The following is a 19,243-nucleotide window of genomic DNA, read 5'->3' on the forward strand; positions in this document are numbered from 1 at the left end:
GCCCATCGCTGATGTCCTCACAGATCCACGACCACGGGGGTGGGGGTCGCACCGGGTGCCCGGTGCGACCCCCCACCCCCGTGGTCGTGGGTGCCCGCTTCAGCGGCCGACGAGGGTCTGCGGGCGCGGCCCCTCGGCCGCCTCCGGCGCCGGGGAACCCTGCCCGAGGCGGGGCCGCCTGGTGCTGTCGGCGCTGGAGAGCGAGACGGCCAGCACCGAGGCCAGCACCAGGGCCACGGCGGGACCCAGTACGGTCCACGGGGCGCGTTCAACGTAGTTGATGCCCTCGGCCAGCAGCAGCCCCCACTCCGGGGCCGGTGGTTGCTGCCCCAGTCCCAGGAACCCGAGGCCGGCGATGGCCAGGGCGGTGCCGGGCAGGCGCAGGAGCGCGTGCCGCGTGACTTCCGGCAGCAGGGTGGGCAGGACGGTCCCGGCCAGGATGCGGGTGCGTCCCGCCCCCAGCAGGGGCAGCACGCGCACGTAGGGCCGTGCGGAGATCTCGGCGACCAGTGCGGCGGTGTGGGCGGCCAGGGGCGCCCAGCTCACCAGCGTGACGGCCAGGGCGGCGCCGGCGGCCGAGGGGCCGGCCATCGCCACGACGAGGATGCCGGCGATGATCGGTGGGGCCGCGTTGGTGACCTCCACCGGCCCGGTGGACCACGCCCCGGTGAGTCCGATGACGAGGCCGATGACCAGGCAGGCGGCGACCACGACCAGGGCCAGGCCCAGGGTGTCCAGCGCGCCGTGGCCCACCCGGGCCAGGACGTCGCGCCCGGCGGCGTCGGCCCCCAGCGGCAGCGCCCAGGAGGGCGCCTCGAGCCGGGCGTGGGCGGAGGTGTAGGGGTCCCGGAACAGCCCGGCCACGACCAGCGCGAGCAGCGCCGCGCCGGAGACAGCCGGAACCACCCACCACGACCGTCCCTGGCTGATGGGGGGTCCGGGCACGGGCAGGTCCCCCGTGCGGGCGGCCGGACCGAGCAGGACCCGGCGGATCAGAGCGGTCAGGGCTCCCACGGCTGCGGCCAGGACGAGGAGCACCAGCACACCGGCCTGCAGGGCCGGGATGTCCTGGGACGCGGCAGCCCCCAGCAGGGTCCGACCCAGACCGGGGATCGCGAAGACCTCCTCGACGGGTACCGCTCCACCGGTGAGCCCGACAATCACCAGGGCGATCTGTCCGATCACCCCCGGCAGGGCACGGTGCAGGGCCGCGGCGGCGATCCGCGCCCGGGAGTGCCCGGCCACGGCCCAGGTGTGCACCCAGCGTTCGGTGAAGGCCCCGGCCAGGGCTGTGGAGAGCAGCCGGCCGATCAGCCCGCCCGCAGGCAGGCCGAGAGCCAGGGCCGGCAGCACCACGTACTCGGGGCCACGCCAACCATAGGGCGGCAACCAGCCTGCCCAGACCGCGACCACGATCAGCAGCACGGCCGCCAGGAGGAACTCCGGCAGCGCGGTCAGCGCAGCCGCCGTCGCGCCGGCCCCTCGGGCAGGTCGTCCGGCCAGCCCGGCCCGGACGGTGGGGAGGCAGACCAGGGCGGCGACGAGCAGCGCGACCGCCAGGGCGGCACCCATGAGGGTCAGGGACACCCCCAGGGCGCCCAGGACACCGGGCAGCACCGGGTCTCCGCTGATCCAGGAGGTGCCGAAGTCCCCGGTGAGCACCCCGGTGGCCCAGTCGGTGAAGACCGCGAGCGGGCCTGCGTCCAGGCCCAGCTCGGTCCGGATCTGGGCCAGCACCTCCGGGGTGGCCGGCCGGTCGGCGTAGCGGGCACGCAGGACCGTGTACTCCGGGCTGTTGCCCGACAGCCACGGCAGCGCCCCGATGAGCACCACGACCGCGAAGAACGCCAAGGTCCGCGAGATCAGGGCCGCCACCCCTCCCCTGGCCGCCACCTGACTGACGCGGCTCACTCGGCGACGGTGGTTTCGGCGGTGATCAGCTCGCGCTCGCGCGGATCGCGGGCGGCACCCTCGACACCGTCCTGCTCGCCCTGGATGACACGTTCGTGGAGCATCGGGATCGCGGCGTCCTCGGCCAGGATCGCGGCCTCCGCCTCGAGGATCGCCGTCCGGCGCTCCTCCCCGGGGGCGGCCTTCTCGGCCTTGTCCAGGGCGGCGTCGACGGTCTCGGAGCAGAACTGGGAGATGTTGAAGGAGCCTTCGCAGCCGAAGTCGCTGACCATGTACGCCACCGGGTCCCCGGAGTCCAGCACCGTGGCCCGGGAGAGGATGAAGGCGTCGAACGCACCCTCGATCGCGTCGGCCTCGATGTACTGGTACTCCCGCACCTCCAGTTCCACCTCGAAACCGGCCGCCTCCAACTGCTGCTGCAGCTGCACGGCGACCTCGGGCAGCTCCGCCCGGTCGGTGAAGGTGCCGATGGTGATCTTCTTCCCCGCCGGGTCCCCCGCCTCGGGGCGGTCGGCGAGCAGCTCACGATAGGGCTCGGTGTCGCGCTTCTCCGCCGCGTAGGGGATCGCCGGGCCCAGCAGTCCCGCGGCCACGTCGGCGCGGCCCTCGTAGACCCCGTCCACGATCGTCTGCGGGTCCAGGGCCTGCCGGGCGGCCGCGCGCAGGCCCGCGTCGGCGAACGGGCCGTCCTCGGTGTTGAGGTAGAGCGTGTTGGTGCGCGGCATGGGCACCTCCTCCAACAGCTCCTGCTCGACCTGGGCGGCCTGGCCCACGGGCACGGCCTCGACGACGTCGGCCTCGCCGGTGCGCAGTGCGGCGGCCCGGGCGGTGCCGTCGGGCACGAAGGACACATCGATGCCGGCTGCGGCCGCCGCCCCGTTCCAGTGGTCCTCGTAGCGCTCCAGGGTGGCCCCCGAGGTGCCGTCCACGGCGGTGAGCTCGAACGGCCCCGTGCCGTGGCCCACCGGGTCCACCGCGCTGCCTTCGTAGGCGGCCGGGGCCAGGACCGACAGCTGCGGGCTGGACAGCCGCTGGGGCACGAGCGGATCGGCCTCGGCGGTGGTCACCCGCACGGTGTCGCCCTCGGCGGCCACGCTCATCTGCACCCCGTCCAGGATCCGCGGGGCCGGCTCGGCCGTCACGGCCCGGTCCAAGGAAGCGGCGACGTTCTCCGCCGTCATGGCCGTGCCGTCGTGGAAGGTGACCCCGTCGCGGATCGTGAAGGACCAGGTGGTGTCATCGAGCTGCTCCCACGCGGTGGCCAGCATCGGCTGCGCGTCCCCGGCCTCATCCAGGCGCACCAGGGTCTCGGCGGTGGACCAGCGGGAGAGCTTGAAGGCGTCGTCGCTGAGCGGGGACAACCCCGAGCGCGGGGGCTGGAGCATGGCCAGCTCGACCCGGGCGTCGGTGGGCTCGCCGGAGCCTTCTGCGGAGGAGATGCTGGAGCCCTCGGCGAAGCAGCCGGTGAGCAGCAGCAGGCTGACCGCGGCCAGCCCGAGGCCGGTGGTCCGGCGAGCAGAGCGAGGAGTGAGGACGGAGGAGCGAGGGGGCATCAGAGGGCCCTTTCATGGTGGTGATCAGTGGATCGGCAGCTGGACAGTGAAGTTGAGGGTGAAGTCGGGGCCCGGGGAGCCGGTGGCGCCCCGGGCGGGGAGGAAGTCGGGCACCGGGGACAGGACCGTGGGGGTCAGGGCCATGTGCCCCAGCACCAGCACCGTCACGGTGATCAGCACCGGCGCCACCGCCTCCCCCTCGGGCCCCCTGGGCTGGACCGCGGTGGTGGCGACCACGGCGACAGCTGCTGCCAGCAGCCCGAGACCGGCCGACAGGGTGGGCCTGGGACCGATCCGGCGGGCCGCTGCGGCGACGGACTGCTGCAGGGTGATCATCAGCACGGAGGTCAAGAGGAGCAGTCCGCCCAGCCACTCCTGCCCCGGCCCCCGGCGGTCGAGTTCCACCGGGACCGCGCAGTAGAGCTGGTTGCAGGCCGGCAGGTTCACCGGGACCAGGGCGCAGAGGGCGAGGAACCGGCGGTCGCGCAGGCATTCCGGCACCCGCCGGCGCCCGGGTGTGCCAGTGCGCTGGGGCCTGCCGGTGGGGCCGGTATCCGGGTGCGGGCGGAGTGGGCAGTCGCCACCACAACAGCAGGGTGACGGCACTGCACACCGTGATGCCCGCGCCCAGGGCCGCGTCCAGCCCCCAGCCCAGCAGCGCAGCACCCAGCACCGGGCCGACCACCGCCCCGAGCACCACGCCGATCGCGGCCGCACCCAGGCCGTACTCCCCGGCCGTGGCACCGGCCGGGAAGGGGATCACGGCGTGGAAGCCGAGGTCGAACACCAGCTGGGTGCGGGTCTCAGGCGGGTAGGCGCGGAACAGCATCCACCAGCTCCTGCGTCACCGGGTGGGAGGGGGTCTGCAGGAGCCGGTCGGTGGGACCCTGCTCCACCACCTGCCCGTGGTCGAGCACCAGCGCACGGTCGCACAGGAGACGGACCGCGGTGAGGTCGTGGGAGACGAACAGCAGCCCCAGGCCTGCCCGGACATGGAGGTCCTTCAGCAGCTCCAGGACCTGGTTGCGCAGCGGTAGGTCGAGTCCGCTGACGGCCTCGTCGGCCAGCAGGATCCGGGGACCGGTCACCAGGGCGCGGGCGATCGCCACCCGCTGGGCCTGGCCGCCGGAGAGCTCGTGGGCGCGCCGGCCCAGGTGCTCGGTGCCGAGGTCGACCTGTTCCAGGGCGTCGCGGACCAGGATCGCGTGGTCGCCCGGGATGCGGAAGCGGCGCAGCGGCTCTTGCAGCTGGCGTTCGACGGTGCGCCGCGGGTCCAGGCTGGAGGCCGGGTCCTGCGGGACGTACTGCACCGCCTGCCGGGCCCGCCGGATCTCCTGTCGTCCGGTGAGGGGTACCCCGTTGAAGCGGACCTCACCCTCATCGGGGCGCTCCAGGCCCAGCAGCAGGGACAGCACCGTGGACTTGCCCGACCCGGAGGGACCCACCAGCCCCACCGACTCGCCCTCGCGCATCTCCAGGTCGATCCCGCGCACGGCGGCCACGACCCCGGAACCTGCCCGGTAGCTCTTGGTGAGTCCGACGCCGTGCAGCATGGTCGGTTCCGGTCCCTCGATCACGATGCCGCCCCCAGCGCGTGCTCGGTGGGCCGCAGACCGGCCCGGGCGGCAGCGACCAGGGAGGCGGTGAACGCCGCCTGCGGTGAGCGGACCACCTGCTCCATCGAGCCGGTCTCGACCACGCGCCCGTGCTCGAGGACCACGACGTCCTCGCACAGGTCGGCGGCGACCGCCAGGTCGTGGGTGATGAACAGCAGTCCGCTGCGGCCCTGCCCGGTGCACCGGCGCAGGGCCTCGACCACGTGGCGTTGGCTGATCATGTCCAGGGCCGTGGTCGGCTCATCAGCCACCAGCAGCTGCGGGGAGGCCGCCATCGCCAGGGCCAGGCACACCCGCTGCCGCTGCCCGCCCGACAGCTGGGAGGGGTAGGCGCCCAGAATCCGCTCCGGGTCCTCGAAACCGACCTCGCCCAGCAGGTTCGCCATGATCTGTGCGGCGGCTGCGGCGCTGACCTGGCGGCGGCGGGCCACCGCGGACAGGAGCTGCCGGTCCAGGCGCACCACGGGGTTCAGCGCGGCCTGGGAGTCCTGGAACACCGCTGCCATCCCCGGGCGCCGTCCCGGCGCCTGACGCCATGGCAGGTCACGCCCGGCGACCCGCAGGGAGCCCTGCACGCGGAACTGCGGTCCCAGCAGGCCCAGCAGGGCCTGCACCGTCAGGGATTTTCCCGATCCGGAGGCTCCGAGCAGGGCCACCCGCCGGCCGGGTCGCACCTGCAGGTCCACTCCCTGCAGCAGCGATCGGCCGGCCACAGTGACCCCCAGGTCCGACACCTCGATCTGGGCATCACCGCGCATGCTTCTCCCTATGGTCACGTTCACCGACGACCCCTCATAGTAATGATTGTCATTCTCAGAGAACAAATCGGGCTGCGAGCTCTGTCCCGGCCCAGCAGGAGCGTGAGCACCCCTGAGGAGCCCCACCGAACCCAGGGGCGAGTCGGCTGCAGGGGTGTGGCGGTGCTTGTGCGGGTGGTGCCGCCCCGGCTTCACCGTGGGCCGGTGCGGATGGTCTCCCCCGGAGGCAGCACGTGCACGGCCCCACCCGTGCCCCGATCAATGCGCTGGCGCAGTCGTTGTGCCGCACCGGCCTCCACGTGGGCTTCTGTCAGGTCCACGGTGACGGTCGTGGCCGGGGCCAGGGTGCGCACTCGGTCGATGACCGGGTGCAGGCCCTGCTGGTTGTGCGTGGTCATCCGGCCGGTGACGATGATCTCGGCGTGGCTGGCATCGAGTGCGATCCGCACCAGCACGGAGAGCTTCGGTGGCGTGGTCCGGCTGTGCGGTGTCGTTCTTCGAGAACACTGCGAGACCACGGGGGTGGCTGGGGTGCGGAATCGGATGCACTGCCGGTGCTTCGGTGCTTCAGCCCGGTTCTCCGGGTGCTGGTGGGCCAAGGAATTCACGAGGCTTCCTGTCGAGCTGCCCGGCCCCGGGCGGCCACCGACCGGGACGGGACGGGGTCGGTGGAGCAGGAGGGGCACAGCCCGCGCAGCTCCACCGTGGTGCTGGTCCGGGTGAAGCCGTGGACCTGCCCTTGTCGGGCGGCCCAGCGCTCCAGGCCGGTGCCGGGCAGGCCCACGGCCGCACCGCAGGCCCGGCACACCAGGTGGTGGTGGGGGCCTTGGCGGTGGCAGCGCCGGTAGAGGTGTTCGCCGTCCTCGGCGCGCTGCAGATCGAGCTCTCCGGTGTCGGTGAGTGCTTGCAGGGTGCGGTAGACGGTGGCCAGCCCCAGGGCGTGCCCCCGGTGGATGAGCACGTCGTGGATCTGCTGGGCGCTCAAGAACTGTGTGGCGTGCTCGAGCAGTTCCATGACCGCCGCCCGCTGCCGTGTGGCCCGCTGCCGTGTGGCCCGCTGCAGCTCAGACCTCCTCCGGGACGCGCGGAGGGCTCCCAGCAGTCGTCGTGGAGTCCGGAGGCCGATGGAGCAGCCTGCCGGTGAACAGTGGTGCGGTGACGGACACGGCCGCGTAGACCCCGATGGCCAGGACCACGATGGTCGCCCCCGGGGAGAGGGGGCGGAAGTAGGTGATCGACAGGCCGGTGACGCAGACCAGGACCCCGATGCCCATGGCCAGGTGCATGGTGGTGGCGAAGGACCGGGAGGCCAGTTGCGCGGTGGCCGCGGGCACGATCATCACCGCCGAGACCAGCAGCACTCCCACCACGCGCATGGACACCGAGACGGTCAGCGCCGCGACCACGGCGATCAGCAGATTCAGGGTGCCCACGGGCAGACCGGCCGCCCGGGCGAAGTCCTCGTCGTGGCACAGGGCGAACAGGGCGGGGCGCAGCCCGAGGCCCACACCGAGGATCACAGCACTCAGTGCGGCGGTGAGGACGACGTCGAGTCCGGTGACGGTGGAGATGGAGCCGAAGAGGTAGCCGGTGAGGTTGGCGGAGGTGCCCCCGGCGAGCCCGATCAGCAGCACGCCTCCGGCGATCCCGCCGTAGAACAGCAGCGCCAGTGCCACATCCCCGCTGGTCCTCCCGCGGGCCCGGACCGTCTCGATGAGCACGGCCCCGAGCACCGAGGCGACCACGGCTCCGGGCACGGCCAACAGGTCGTGGGGGGTCAGTCCGGCGGCGGCTCCGGCGAGCCAGCCGGCGGCCACACCGGTGAGAGCCATGTGGCCGATGCCGTCCCCGAGCAGGGCCATGCGGCGCTGGACGAGGTAGGTGCCCACCACCGGGGCGGAGACACCCACCAGGACGGCGACGATCAGTCCGCGCTGCATCAGGGGGCTGGCCAGCATGGTGGCCAGGGAGTCAAGAAGAGGCATCGGCTCGGTTTCTGTGGACGTGGGGCGGACAGGAACGGGCCGGGATGCTCTCCCGGACGGGAACGGACCGGGGGAACCGGGGCGCCGCGGGGCCCGGCTCGTCGTGGACGAGCCGGCCGGCGTGCAGAACCACGGTGCGGTGGATCAGTGGTTCCAGTTCCATTTGCTCGTGCAGCACGAGCACGATCGTCGTGCCCCGCTCCTGCAGGCCGGCGATCGTCGTGGCCAGTACCTCACGGGAGTGCTGGTCGATGCCTGCCAGGGGCTCGTCGAGGATCAGCAGGTCCGGGTCACGCACCAGCGCCCGGGCCAGCAGCACGCGTTGCTGCTGGCCTCCGGAGAGGATCTGCACGCTCTCATGGGCCCTCCCCGCCAGGCCCACCTCCTCCAAGGCGTCCAGGCAGCGGGCCCGGTCGGTGCGGCCCGGACGCAGCCGGCGCCGGTCCAGCAGCCCCGTGGCCACGACTTCCGCGGCGGTGGCGGGCACCCCGGTGGGCGCGCTCACCCGCTGGGGGGCGTAGCCGATCCGGTTCCAGGGCATACGCCGGCGATCCCCGATCGGATCGGCGCCGAAGACACGCACCTGCCCGCGGGAGACCGGGACGAGCCCGAGGACCGCCCTGATCAGGGTGGACTTGCCCGCGCCGTTGCCCCCGAGCATGCCGAGGACCTGCCCGGCGGGAACGGCCAGGTCGACGTCTGCGAGCACGGGGGTGCCGCCCAGGCGCACGGACACGCCGTCGAGCTCCACCACCGCCGGGGACACAGGGTCAGCAGCCGAGTCCAGCACGCAGGGCCTCGAGGTTCTCGCGCATGACCTGCTGGTAGTCCTTGTCCTGCTCCACCTGGGACTCCACCGGGTCCAGCACCGCGCTGGTGATGCCGTGGTCATCGGCCAGGGTCCGGGCAACCTTGGGGTTGAGCTGCGACTCGGTGAACACCGTGGTCACGCCCTGGTCCTGGATGACGTTGCCGACCTCGGCCAGCCGGGCCGGGGAGGGCTCGGCCTCCGGGTCCAGCCCGGCGATGCCGACCTGCTCCAGACCGTACTTGTCGGTCAGGTATCCGTAGGCCTCGTGACCGGCCACGACCGTGCGCTGGTCACAGGACTCCAGACCCGTGCGGAACTCCTCGTCCAGGTCGGTCAGCTCCCCGGCCAGCTGCGCGGCATTGGCCTCGTACGTGCCGGCGTTGTCCGGATCGGCCTCCCCGAACTGGCGGGCCACCTCCTCCGCCACTGCGGCCAGCCGCACCGGATCCAACCAGAAGTGCGGGTCCATCCCGCCGTGGTCGTGGGCCTCATGCTCGTGGTCGTGGCCCTCATGCTCGTGGTCGTGGCCGGAAGCAGCCATCAGATCGGCGGGTCCGGCCGCGTCGACCACGTACTCGGGGGCTGCCTGGGCCACGGCGTCATCGACCGCGGCTTGGAACCCCGAGAGGTAGACCACCGCCTCCACCTCCCCGAGCTCCGCCACCGCCGCCGGGGACAGCTCCACGTCGTGGGCGTCAGCCCCGGCGGGAGTCAGCGACTGCACCGTCACCAGGTCCCCGCCCACCCGCTCGGTGACGTACTGCAACGGATAGAACGACGCCGCCACCGACAGCCCTCCCCCCGCTCCGGGCTCAGCGGAGGACCTCGGCTCCGAGGCGGCACCGGAGCACGCGGAAAGGGCTGCGACCGACAGGAGGGCGGATGCGGACAGGACGACCCGAGACATGTTCATGAGAACGAGTCTCATATAAATTGAGAATGATTGTCAAAATGAGATTCCGGGGGGAAAAGGTGGAGCTGGGTCGGCCATACTTGAGAATGCTTCTCATTCTCAAGTATGGTTCAGGCATGCACACTTCTTCACGCACCCTGACCTGTTCGGGGCTCGTCGTCGCCGCCCTGGCCATGTCCGCCTGCTCCTCCGGCACCGCTGAGGCCGAGCCCGCATCGGACAGGTCCTCCACTGCTGCGAGTTCTGCCACCGCCTCCTCCGCATCACCGTCGGCTTCCGATGGGACCAACCGACGCCAGGAGGTCGCATCGCTGACCCCACGGGTGGTGCTCACCTACGACGGCGGCCTGATGACGGTGGACGCCGGGTCCGGGGAGGTCGTCGGCACCACCGAGCACGAGGGGTTCCTGCGCCTCAACAACGCCGGGGACGGCCGCCACGTACTGGTCAGCGACAGCGACGTCTTCCGCCTCTTCGACACCGGCCTGATCGACCAGACCCACGGCGACCACTCCCACTACTACGAACAGGCCCCCGCCCTGACCGACACCGCCCTGGACGCCCCCGAGGCCGCCCACGTGGTGGTGCACGAGGGCAAGACCGCACTGTTCGCCGACGGCGGCGGGGACATCCAGATCCTCGACTCCACCGCCCTCTCCGACGGCGTCGTGGAGGCCGACGAGGTGGAGAAGCACGCCACCGAGGCCGCTCACCACGGGGTGGCCGTGCCCCTGTCGGACGGGAACCTGCTGCTCACCCAGGGCACCGAGGAGGCCCGCGACACCGTGCAGGTCGTCACCCCGGAGGGCGAGGTCGTGGCCGAGACCACCGACTGCCCCGGGGTCCACGGTGAGGCCGCGGCCGCTCCGACCGAGCAGGGCGATGTGATTTCCCTGGGCTGTGAGAACGGTCCCGTGGTCTACCGCGACGGCGCCTTCCACAAGGTCGCCGTGCCGGAGTATTACCAGCGCTCGGGCAACCAGTTCGGCTCCCACGACTCCCCGATCGTGCTGGCCGACTACAAGACCGACCCCGACGCCGAGCAGGAGCGCCCCACCCGGATCGGACTGATCGACACCCGCACCGACACGATCCGGACCGTGGACCTCGGTTCGGCCTACTGGTTCCGCTCCCTGGCCCGCGGCCCCGAGGACGAGGCCCTGGTGCTGACCTACGACGGGCAGCTCAACATCCTCGACGCCGGCACCGGCGAGGTGCTGCACGAGGTCGACGTCGTCCAGGCCTGGGAGGAGCCCGAGGAGTGGCAGCAGCCGGGCCCGGCCGTGAAGGTTGCCGGGGACCGCGCCTATGTCACCGACGCCGCGGCGCAGAAGCTGCACGTGGTCGACATCGCCGCCGGCACCGTGGTGGACAGCTTCGACCTGCCCGAGATCCCCAACGAGATCGCCGTGGTCGACGGCAGCCCCGAGTCTCCCTCCGGGGACGAGGGTCACGACCACGGGGACCACGACCACAAGGACGACGACCACTGAGGCACCGGATACCCGTGGGGGGTGCCTGTCACCGGATCGGTCTTAGGCACCCCCTGCCGACCGACGAACCGAGACGTTACGGCACCACGAGGAGCTGTTCATCATGGGAACCCCCGGCACCGGATCGTCAGACTTCGCCGACGCCTTCGAGGATGCGTCCCCGGCCTTCGACCGTCTCCACATCCCCTGGTGGGAACCAGTCAGCCGCGCCGGCGTTGTGATCTCCCAGCCGCAACCGGGCGAACGCGTGCTCGACGCCTGCTGTGGCACCGGGGCCTCCGCGCTGCCGGCAGCCCGACTGGTGGGACCCACCGGCTACGTGCACGGTGTGGACCTGGCCGGCCGGGAGGTCGCGGCGGATGCTCGTCGAGCCCGGGCTGAGCACCTCTCCTGAGCCCGGTTCACCGTGGCTGATGCCACTGCTCCACCCCTGACCATCCAGGGCTACGACTTGGTGCGATGGGCGCTGGGCATCTTCTTTCCCGACCCGGTCACCGGCACTGAGCACCTCATGGCCCAGGCCCGCCCCGGCGGGCGCGCAGCCCTCACCATCTGGCGCCGAGGGGCCATCGAACCTGTCGGGCGACACCTGCCGGCTGCACTGCTGCCCTGGGAACCACACCCGGTCGACTGGGCGCAGGCCCAGCAGGACGCGGCGATCAGCCGGATCGACACGCTCCCCACCTTCGCCCAGTGGCTGGGCGCACGAGGTCTGCACCGGGTGCTGGTCCACACCCACTCCCACACCGCAGATCCCCCGGCCACCGTGGCCTGGGATCTCGTGATCGGCTCCGGCTTCCGGGCCCTGCTCGAGGGGCTCAACCCCGCTCAGGTGGACCGGGTCCGGCAGGCCTCTCTGCAGGAGCTCGCCGCCCACGGAGTCGACTGGATCGACGCGACCACCCTCATCGGCACCGGAAGGACCACCCCATGAAACGCACGACACCCCGAACCCGGAAGCCGGTCGAGCCTGACAACTCCACCGAGGCCAGCGGGCCGGTCGTGGCCTGGTGCACCGGCCCCCGCTGCTCGGCCCTGCAGCGCCTGGCCGGCGGGGAGGAGCATGAACAGCAGATCGCCTCCACCGTCCGGGCCACTCGCGGGGCCGTGCTCATCACCTCACCCTGTCTGGGCCGCTGTGAGCTGGCCTGCGTGGCCGCTGTGGCCCGCCGCGACGGCCCCAGCAGACAGATCGGCCCCCTGGCCTGGTTCACCGGCCTGGAGAACTCGGACCGCTTCCAGGCCCTGCAGGCGTGGGTCGTCAATGGAGGGCCGCAGCAGATCCTGCGCCCTGACCGGATTCTGCCCCCGTCCCTGCGGGCTGCTGCCTGTGGTGTCACTCCGCCACCGAGGATCCGTCGCCACTGAGACCACCGGCTCCGGGCGATCCGACCGCTCAGCCCCCTACGCCGAATGCTGTCCCGGGGACTGCTGAGCCTCACCTGCGTGGGCGAGGGCGTCCCCGACGATGTGGGAGACGTGGGTGTCGGCCAGTGCGTAGATGGCCTCGCGGCCGCTGCGGGTCAGACTCACCAGCCCGGTCTCGCGCAGCGTGCGCAGATGCTGGGACACCAGCGGTTGCGACAACCCGGAACGCTCCACCAACCGGGACACCGTCGCCGGCCCGTCCTCCAGCAGACACAGCAGCTGCAACCGGGCCGGTGTGCCCAGAGCCCGGAAAAACCGGGCCGCCACCTCCAGAGCAGCAGGGTCGGGACTCATAGATCCTCCAGTACAGCCGGGGGCGACGGCCGAGAAGCCCCTGCACACAGCAGGGGCTTCTCGATCAGCACAGCGAACTGCTCGCTCAGTGCTCGTCGTAGTGGTCCTCGTGGGCGGCGTGCTTGTGCCCGTCGTGGAGGTAGTCCACGTGGTCGTCGTGCTGGACAGCCTCGTGCCCACAGTTCTCACCGTGGGTGTGCTGCTCCAGGGTGTGCTCGGCACGGCTCTCGGTCTCGGCCATGATCAGCTCCTTCTCATCTCGGCGGTGCTCCGGAAAATGCGTACCACCAGTACACCAAAAACATAAACATATAGCGATTCGATAATAAGAACAGTTCTCGTCCCATGGTCCCGTTCTGCCCGCGGCGGCCCCCCCCCCCCCCACGGCAACGCGCTGTGCGTGAGGGTTCGACTCGGTGGCAGCGGAGCTCGGAGGATGGATGGGGGGTGCAGCTGGTGTCGGGCGGTATCACCCGTTCACGACCGGAGCTGAATCGCGGCGGCTGGGCAGGCCAGCGCGGCCTCCCGGACCGCGTCGTGGGCAGCTTCCGGTGGTGCTGCATCGAGCAGGACGACGACGCCGTCGTCCTCGCGCTGGTCGAACACCCCGGGCGCCAGGGCGGCGCACTGCCCGGAACTGCAGCACCTGCCCTCGTCCACGCTGACCCGCATGTCCGTCGCCTCGTCCCCGGCCGACCCTGCGAAAGGGTCGGCGCCGTGTCTCGGATGGAAGGATCCCGTCTCCCGTTGAAGGAACAGCAGCGACTGTGGCCCTTTTCCTTTCGGACACCTATCGTCGCAGGTCATGACGCATATGGACGGGTTCCCACCGGCTCTGTAGCGTGAACCACCACGGAAGAAGTTGTGCCGTACGGTGACCAGGACGGGGTGCACCATGACCTCCACCGAACCCGTTGCCCTGCCCCTGACCCGGCAGTGCCCCTACACCCCACCGCCCGAGCATCTGCAGTTGCGCGATGAGACGCCCATTTCCCGGGTCAGACTGCCCTCCGGGATGACCGTGTGGGCCCTGACCCGCCACGAGGACATCCGGGCGATGCTGGCCGACCCGCGGTTCAGCTCCGACCGCAACCATCCCGGGTTCCCGGCCTTCACCCACGAAGCGATTCCGGTGTCGTTGAGCCTGCTGGGCATGGACCCGCCCGAGCACGGGCCGGCCCGACGAGCGGTGATGGGAGAGTTCACCCTCAAACGGATCACCGCACTGGGCCCGCGCATCCAGCAGATCGTGGATGAGCGCATCGATGCCCTGCTGGCCGGGCCCCGCCCGGTGGACCTGGTGCAGGGGTTGTCCCTGCCGGTGCCCTCGCTGGTGACCTGCGAACTGCTCGGGGTGCCCTACGCCGACCACGACTTCTTCCAGACCCGCTCGGCCACCTTGCTCTCCCGCCGTGTGGCGGTGCCACAGATCCAGCAGGCACTGCAGGAACTGCTGTCCTACCTCGACCAGCTGATCACCGCGAAGGAGCAGGATCCCACCGAGGACCTGCTGGGCCGTCAGATCCGCAAACAACAGCAACAGGGCGCCGTGGACCATGAGGCGCTGGTCAGCCTGGCCTTCCTGTTGCTGGTGGCCGGTCATGAGACCACCGCGAACATGATCTCCCTGGGCGCCCTGGCCCTGATCGACCATCCCGAGGACCTGGCCGTGATCCGCCAGGATCCCCGCAGGACCCCCGACGTCGTGGAGGAGCTGCTGCGCTACTTCACGATCGCCGAGCTGGGCACCTCGCGCGTGGCCCGGGAAGACGTGGAGATCGGCGGGGTGCTCATCCGCGCCGGCGAAGGAGTGCTGGGGCTGTCCAACACCGCCAACCGCGATCCGGAGGTGTTCACCGACCCGGACACCTTCGACATCGACCGCGGCGGACGCCACCACCTCGCCTTCGGCTACGGTCCACACCAGTGCCTGGGCCAGAACCTCGCCCGCCTGGAACTGCAGATCGTCCTCGACACCCTGTTCCGCCGCATCCCCGGCCTCAGAAGCGCCGTGCCCGTCGACGAGCTGCCCTTCAAGAACGACGTCGACATCTTCGGCCTGCACGAGCTCCCCGTCACCTGGTGACCACCATCGGTCGGGCACAGTCGATGAGCGTGGCTGCCAGGCATGTGGCCTTCTCTGTTCCTGGGGCCCCGGAGCAGGTCGACGAGTTCATCTGCTGCTCCTGCCTCCTGGCCCAGCACCGCTCCCAGCTCACCCGCCAGGCCGGCGCGGTGTGCTACGGCACCGAATGCGAGAGCTGAGCCGCACCGACCGCTGGCGTCCGACACACCTCGGGCCCCGGCACACTATGCGCCGGGGCCCAAGGTGTTGCCGTCCTCGACCGTCAGGGGAGGCCGCCGACAGAGGTCAGTTCTTCACCGCTGCCGGGCGCCGGCGCCCCAGCACGGTGCGGAGGTTGAGCTTGTCGGTGTAGGCGATGGAGCCGTAGCGGAACAGCTGCACCGCCACCTTCAGCACCAGCACCCCGAGCACGAACAGCTCGACAATGATGATCCCGGCGGTGACCGGGTCGAGGGTGCCGAAGGCGTTGCGCAGCATCCCGGTCACCGGGGCGGTGAGCGGGAACCAGGTGAACACCTGGACGATCAGCGCACCGGGGTCGGAGATGATGAGGCTGATGGCGTAGAAGGGAATGAACATCGCGAAGATCAGCGGCCCGAAGACCACTCCGGCGTCCTTGGCGGTGGGCATGACCGCCCCGATCGCCACCAGCACCCCGGTGAACAGCACGAATCCCCCGACCAGCAGCAGCAACTGCACGACCATGGTCCCCGGATCCAGCCGCAGCGCCGACAGGTCCACCTCGGGGATGGCCAGGCGGTCGCGGAAGAAGGCGTAGCCGATCAGCACCGGGGCCAGCAGCACCAGGATCTGCACGGCCCCGATGGCGAAGACGGCCAGGATCTTGCCGACCACCAGGGTGGTGGGGTTCACCGTGGTGAGGATCATCTCGGTGACCCGGTTCTCCTTCTCCTCCAGGGCGGAGTTGAGCATCTGGTTCGACAGCATCACGATCACCAGGAAGAACACTCCCAGCAGCGCCAGGGGGGCGATGGTGTCGGTGAACCCGCCGGTGAGCTCCCCGTTGCGGTAGATCCTCGGCTCCACCGACACCTCCCCGGCCACGGCGGCGCTCACCCCCGGGTCCCCGATCCGTTGCTGGGCCGCGGTGGTCAGCAGGGACCGGGCCACCGCCTCGTAGGTCCCGTTGTCGAAGAGCCCCCGGTCCACCCCGGTCACCTCGATCGGTTGGGCGGCGGGATCCTCCGGGTAGGCGAAGTAGGCCTCCAGCTCCCCGGATCTGACCCGCTCGATCGCCGCCTGGGCGTCGGTGGCTTCTGCCCCGCCGTAGGCGGCGGCCAGCTCCTCCGGGATCATCCCGGAGGGGTCGGTGTAGGCGAAGGCGATCTCGGTCTCGGCCTGGGCGTCCTCGCTGTCGCTCATCGAGGTCCCGGAGACGAACGACAGGGCGAAGATGATCGCGATCACCACCGGTACGGCCAGGATCGCCACCCAGAACCCGCGCTTGCGCACGGTACGGGTGAACTCGAAACCCACCACCGTGGAGAGGTTGTGGCGTCCCATCAGGCCCCCACCCCCGCCGTCTCGACCTCGGTTGCCTCGAGGCTGTCGGTGCCGTAGACCCGCAGGAAGATCTCCTCCAGTGAGGTGCGTTGGGTGCTGAACCCGGACACCGGAACCCCGGCACCCACGAGCTCGGCCAGCACCGTGGTCTCATCGGCCCCCGGTGCCGGGGCGAGCTCGGACACATGCCCCTGCCCCACCGGTTGACTGCTGAGCAGGGTGTAGTGGTGTGAACCTGGTACCACCCCGGTGTGGGTCACCCGGTAGGTGGTGGAACCGAACTGCTCCTGCACCTGGCGCACCGTGCCGTAGGCGTGGGAGGTGCCGTCCTTGAGCAGGATCACCCGGTCGCACAGCCGCTCCACCTCCTCCATCTGGTGGGTGACCATGACCACGGTCGCCCCGGCTCGCCGCTGGTCCTCGATGATGTCCATCAGCAGCCGCCGGTTGACCGGATCGAACCCCTTCGTCGGCTCGTCCAGGATCAGCAGCTGCGGGGTGTTCATGATGGTCACCCCCAGCTGCACCTTCTGCTGCTGCCCCCCCGAGAGCTTGTCCAGCCGGGTGCTCGCCTTCTCGGCCAGCCCCACCCGTTCGAGGTACTCCAGCGACCAGGACCGGGCCTTGTGTTTGTCCAGGCCCTTGAGGCGGCCGAAGTAGGTCATCGTCTCGAGCACCGGTTCCTTCTTGTACAGCCCCCGCTCCTCCGGCAGATACCCCAGGCGGGCGCCGTCGGCCGGCTCGAAGATCTTGCCGTTGAGGTGCAGGGTGCCGGCGGTGGGCTGGTAGATGCCCAGCAGCGCCCGCAGGGTGGTGGTCTTCCCGGACCCGTTGGAGCCCAGGAACCCGAAGGTCTCCCCCGCGGACACGTCGAAGGACAAATCCTCGATCACCGTGGTGTCGCCGAAGGTCATCCGGAAGTCCTGGATGTGGACCAGCGGCTCACTCATGTCGCCTCCGCTGTCGTACCTACTTCTGCTACCACTGCTGCTCCTCCGGTTCCGTCGCCATCCCCAGTCCGGCGCCAGGGGGATCCATGCCGGAGACAGTGGCAAGAGCGCGTCAGCAGCTTCCTGACCCCAACGCTGCCTCCCCCACTTCCCTGGGAGGCAGCGTTCGCTGCCGCCCAGGTCAGCCTCCTGCTTCTCCGCACGGGTTCCGGCGCCTGCTGGGCGTGTATGAGATTCCAGGCTAGAAGCCCGGGTGCGCCCCTTGCCTCCCCCGCCAGGATGATCGTGCGGCCAGAGCTCCCCGACGCCCACCGTCGACCGGGCCACAGGTGAAGCGCAGTTACATGAAGGGCGGGAGGCCACATCCTTGCCTCCCGCCCTTCGTCCTCTCGGAAGGAGGCGCTGACGGTTTCGTTGACTCGTGGGTTCAGGCCGCCAGATCGACAGCCGGTTTCATGACCGTCTCGTACTCGACCGGAGTGAGCTTACCGAGACGGCGTTGTCTGCGACGGCGGTGGTAGGTCCGTTCGATCCAGGTCACGATCGCCAGGCGCAGATCCTCGCGGGTGACCCGGCGACGGGTGTCCAGGACGTTGTTCTGCAGCAGAGAAAAGAACGACTCCATCGCGGCGTTGTCGCCACAGGCACCCACCCGGCCCATCGACCCGACCAGGCCGTTGTTCGCCGGCACCCGCGCGGACTTCCTGGATCGAAACTGACTGCCTCGATCCGAGTGCACCACGGTCCCGGCCGGATCTCGCCGGGCGTTCGCCATCCGCGGCGCCGGGACGGCCAGAAAGGCTTTCATCCTCGAGTCGATGGAGTGGCCCACGATCCGGTTGGAGTAGACGTCCTTGATCGCGCACAGGTGCAGCTTGCCGGCGTTCTTGCGGTGCTCGGTGATGTCGGTGAGTCACTACTGGTTCGGGGCTGTCGCGGTGAAGTCCCGCTCCACGAGGTCGTCGTGCACCGGTGGGCCGGCCCAGCGATTCAGGTCGCGCTTCTTGGCGAAGGCGCTCCACAGCCGCTGCTGGGAGCACAGCCGCCAGACCCGCCGTTGACGAGGCGGTGCAGCCCTGCTCCGCGAGTTCGTCGGCGATGAAGCGGTAGAAGGCCGGGTCGTCGCGGTGGGCATCGACGGCGGCGTTGATCAGGTGCGCCTCCTCCCAGCTGCGGTCGCAGACAGGGTGCTTCGCCCAGGCGTAGAACGCCTGCTTGGAGCAGCCCGATACCCGGCAGGTCACCGTTACCGGCACCCGGATCGGGGCGTCGGTGGCGGCCAGTTCACGGACCAGCGGGTACATCAGTTTTTTGGCAGGTTCGCCTGTGACAGATACGCCGCGGCCCGGCGCAGCACCTCGTCCTTCTGCTCGAGCAGGCGCATGCGCTCCTTCAGGGCCCGGATCTCGGCGGACTCGGCATCGGTAGCGCCGGGGGTGACCCCGTCCTCGACGCCGGCCTTGCGCAACCAGCTGTGCAGCGTCGCCTCGCTGATCCCGAAGTCCTTCGCGATCTGGGCCAGCGGCGCTTCGTGCTTTCGAGCGACCGCCACGACATCACGGCGGAACTCGACGGGGTAGGCCCTGGACATGGGGCTCATCCTTCCGCCAAGGAACACTGAGATCCTCAGAGGTCAGGAGTCAACCGATCCCTCAGCACCCCGAGCCCCACGGTGGTCCTCCCAACCGTTTGCAGCTGGGACTTCTCGCTCCCACACAGCACCACCGTGTCTTGGGGGCAACGCAAGTCCGACGACGTCGACATCCTCGGCCATCAGCTTGGGGCGATGGAGAACGTGTAGGTGGACTCTCACTATGAGGCCATCTCGTTTTCCAGTTCGGCCTTGGCCACGGTGGTGTGGTCGATGCCCAACCGTCCTGACAACAATGGGGAGGACCGGTGTATGACCTGCAATTTCTTT

At 70.5% G+C, this 19,243-nt stretch carries 21 protein-coding genes and 1 pseudogene; 6 read left to right on the forward strand and 16 right to left on the reverse strand.

The genetic code is table 11. The features are described 5' to 3' along the window. Window positions 1-99 precede the first annotated feature (99 nt). The 10 genes from RE027_RS13590 to RE027_RS13635 form a co-directional block, all read right to left on the reverse strand. Complete coding sequence (locus RE027_RS13590; RefSeq protein WP_368808812.1) at window positions 100-1,911, reverse strand: ABC transporter permease subunit; 1,812 nt, start codon at window positions 1,909-1,911, stop codon at window positions 100-102. Continuing rightward, a complete protein-coding gene (locus RE027_RS13595; RefSeq protein ID WP_368808813.1) occupies window positions 1,908-3,464 on the reverse strand; it encodes an ABC transporter substrate-binding protein in 1,557 nt (518 codons plus the stop codon). Before RE027_RS13595 ends, RE027_RS13590 begins: the two co-directional genes overlap by 4 nt. Before the next feature lie 24 nt (window positions 3,465-3,488). Then, the gene (locus RE027_RS13600) at window positions 3,489-3,965 is read right to left on the reverse strand and encodes a hypothetical protein (protein ID WP_368808814.1); all 477 of its coding nucleotides are present in this window, start codon (window positions 3,963-3,965) and stop codon (window positions 3,489-3,491) included. A 302-nt stretch (window positions 3,966-4,267) separates the two neighbouring features. Then, entirely contained in the window at window positions 4,268-5,017 is a 750-nt protein-coding gene (locus RE027_RS13605) for an ABC transporter ATP-binding protein (protein WP_368808815.1), read from the reverse strand. Window positions 5,018-5,037: 20 nt separating this feature from the next. Further along, window positions 5,038-5,838: an ATP-binding cassette domain-containing protein gene (locus RE027_RS13610; protein ID WP_368808816.1), complete on the reverse strand. Its 801-nt coding sequence runs from the start codon at window positions 5,836-5,838 to the stop codon at window positions 5,038-5,040. A gap of 191 nt (window positions 5,839-6,029) precedes the next feature. Beyond that, on the reverse strand, window positions 6,030-6,446 hold the full coding sequence (locus tag RE027_RS13615) for a hypothetical protein (protein ID WP_368808817.1): 417 nt from the start codon (window positions 6,444-6,446) through the stop codon (window positions 6,030-6,032). After that, complete coding sequence (locus RE027_RS13620; protein WP_387921609.1) at window positions 6,443-6,853, reverse strand: Fur family transcriptional regulator; 411 nt, start codon at window positions 6,851-6,853, stop codon at window positions 6,443-6,445. Before RE027_RS13620 ends, RE027_RS13615 begins: the two co-directional genes overlap by 4 nt. A gap of 49 nt (window positions 6,854-6,902) precedes the next feature. Then, a complete protein-coding gene (locus tag RE027_RS13625; protein ID WP_368808818.1) occupies window positions 6,903-7,823 on the reverse strand; it encodes a metal ABC transporter permease in 921 nt (306 codons plus the stop codon). Continuing rightward, window positions 7,810-8,589 (reverse strand): metal ABC transporter ATP-binding protein, encoded by a 780-nt coding sequence (locus RE027_RS13630; RefSeq protein WP_368808819.1) that lies wholly within the window; start codon window positions 8,587-8,589, stop codon window positions 7,810-7,812. Before RE027_RS13630 ends, RE027_RS13625 begins: the two co-directional genes overlap by 14 nt. A gap of 4 nt (window positions 8,590-8,593) precedes the next feature. Then, the gene (locus RE027_RS13635) at window positions 8,594-9,421 is read right to left on the reverse strand and encodes a metal ABC transporter solute-binding protein, Zn/Mn family (RefSeq protein ID WP_368808820.1); all 828 of its coding nucleotides are present in this window, start codon (window positions 9,419-9,421) and stop codon (window positions 8,594-8,596) included. Between the two features lie 242 nt (window positions 9,422-9,663). On the opposite strand from RE027_RS13635, the gene RE027_RS13640 reads away from it, so the two are divergent. The 4 genes from RE027_RS13640 to RE027_RS13655 all read left to right on the forward strand — a co-directional run bounded on the left by RE027_RS13640 (window position 9,664) and on the right by RE027_RS13655 (window position 12,408). Continuing rightward, window positions 9,664-11,040, forward strand: coding sequence for a hypothetical protein (locus RE027_RS13640; RefSeq protein WP_368808821.1), 1,377 nt, complete (start codon window positions 9,664-9,666; stop codon window positions 11,038-11,040). Window positions 11,041-11,143: 103 nt separating this feature from the next. Beyond that, window positions 11,144-11,434, forward strand: a complete 291-nt coding sequence (locus tag RE027_RS18300) for a class I SAM-dependent methyltransferase (protein WP_438612438.1) — start codon at window positions 11,144-11,146, stop codon at window positions 11,432-11,434. A gap of 12 nt (window positions 11,435-11,446) precedes the next feature. Then, the gene (locus tag RE027_RS13650) at window positions 11,447-11,974 is read left to right on the forward strand and encodes a hypothetical protein (RefSeq protein ID WP_368808822.1); all 528 of its coding nucleotides are present in this window, start codon (window positions 11,447-11,449) and stop codon (window positions 11,972-11,974) included. Next, window positions 11,971-12,408, forward strand: a complete 438-nt coding sequence (locus RE027_RS13655; protein ID WP_368808823.1) for a hypothetical protein — start codon at window positions 11,971-11,973, stop codon at window positions 12,406-12,408. Before RE027_RS13650 ends, RE027_RS13655 begins: the two co-directional genes overlap by 4 nt. Before the next feature lie 36 nt (window positions 12,409-12,444). On the opposite strand, the gene RE027_RS13660 is transcribed toward RE027_RS13655, so the two are convergent. The 3 genes from RE027_RS13660 to RE027_RS13670 form a co-directional block, all read right to left on the reverse strand. Continuing rightward, the gene (locus RE027_RS13660) at window positions 12,445-12,762 is read right to left on the reverse strand and encodes an ArsR/SmtB family transcription factor (protein ID WP_368808824.1); all 318 of its coding nucleotides are present in this window, start codon (window positions 12,760-12,762) and stop codon (window positions 12,445-12,447) included. 85 nt (window positions 12,763-12,847) lie between these two features. After that, on the reverse strand, window positions 12,848-13,003 hold the full coding sequence (locus RE027_RS13665; protein WP_368808825.1) for a zinc transporter permease: 156 nt from the start codon (window positions 13,001-13,003) through the stop codon (window positions 12,848-12,850). A gap of 236 nt (window positions 13,004-13,239) precedes the next feature. Then, window positions 13,240-13,434, reverse strand: a complete 195-nt coding sequence (locus tag RE027_RS13670; protein WP_368808826.1) for a ferredoxin — start codon at window positions 13,432-13,434, stop codon at window positions 13,240-13,242. A gap of 223 nt (window positions 13,435-13,657) precedes the next feature. Here RE027_RS13670 and RE027_RS13675 point away from each other — a divergent pair, with 223 nt between their 5' ends. Together RE027_RS13675 and RE027_RS13680 are read left to right on the forward strand one after the other, a co-directional pair. Further along, entirely contained in the window at window positions 13,658-14,848 is a 1,191-nt protein-coding gene (locus tag RE027_RS13675) for a cytochrome P450 (protein ID WP_368808827.1), read from the forward strand. A gap of 29 nt (window positions 14,849-14,877) precedes the next feature. Then, the gene (locus RE027_RS13680) at window positions 14,878-15,027 is read left to right on the forward strand and encodes a DUF4193 family protein (protein ID WP_368808828.1); all 150 of its coding nucleotides are present in this window, start codon (window positions 14,878-14,880) and stop codon (window positions 15,025-15,027) included. Window positions 15,028-15,133: 106 nt separating this feature from the next. Here RE027_RS13680 and RE027_RS13685 read toward each other — a convergent pair whose 3' ends face one another. The 3 genes and pseudogenes from RE027_RS13685 to RE027_RS13695 all read right to left on the reverse strand — a co-directional run bounded on the left by RE027_RS13685 (window position 15,134) and on the right by RE027_RS13695 (window position 18,913). Then, a complete protein-coding gene (locus tag RE027_RS13685; protein ID WP_368808829.1) occupies window positions 15,134-16,372 on the reverse strand; it encodes an ABC transporter permease in 1,239 nt (412 codons plus the stop codon). Further along, window positions 16,372-17,322, reverse strand: a complete 951-nt coding sequence (locus RE027_RS13690; protein ID WP_368808830.1) for an ABC transporter ATP-binding protein — start codon at window positions 17,320-17,322, stop codon at window positions 16,372-16,374. The genes RE027_RS13685 and RE027_RS13690 overlap by 1 nt, the downstream gene beginning before the upstream one ends. Window positions 17,323-17,749: 427 nt before the next feature. Beyond that, window positions 17,750-18,913 (reverse strand): annotated as a pseudogene (locus tag RE027_RS13695) (IS3 family transposase). Window positions 18,914-19,243 lie beyond the last annotated feature (330 nt).

Origin of the sequence: Kocuria sabuli, assembly GCF_040981185.1 — a bacterium.
Taxonomy (GTDB): Bacteria; Actinomycetota; Actinomycetes; order Actinomycetales; family Micrococcaceae; genus Kocuria; species Kocuria sabuli.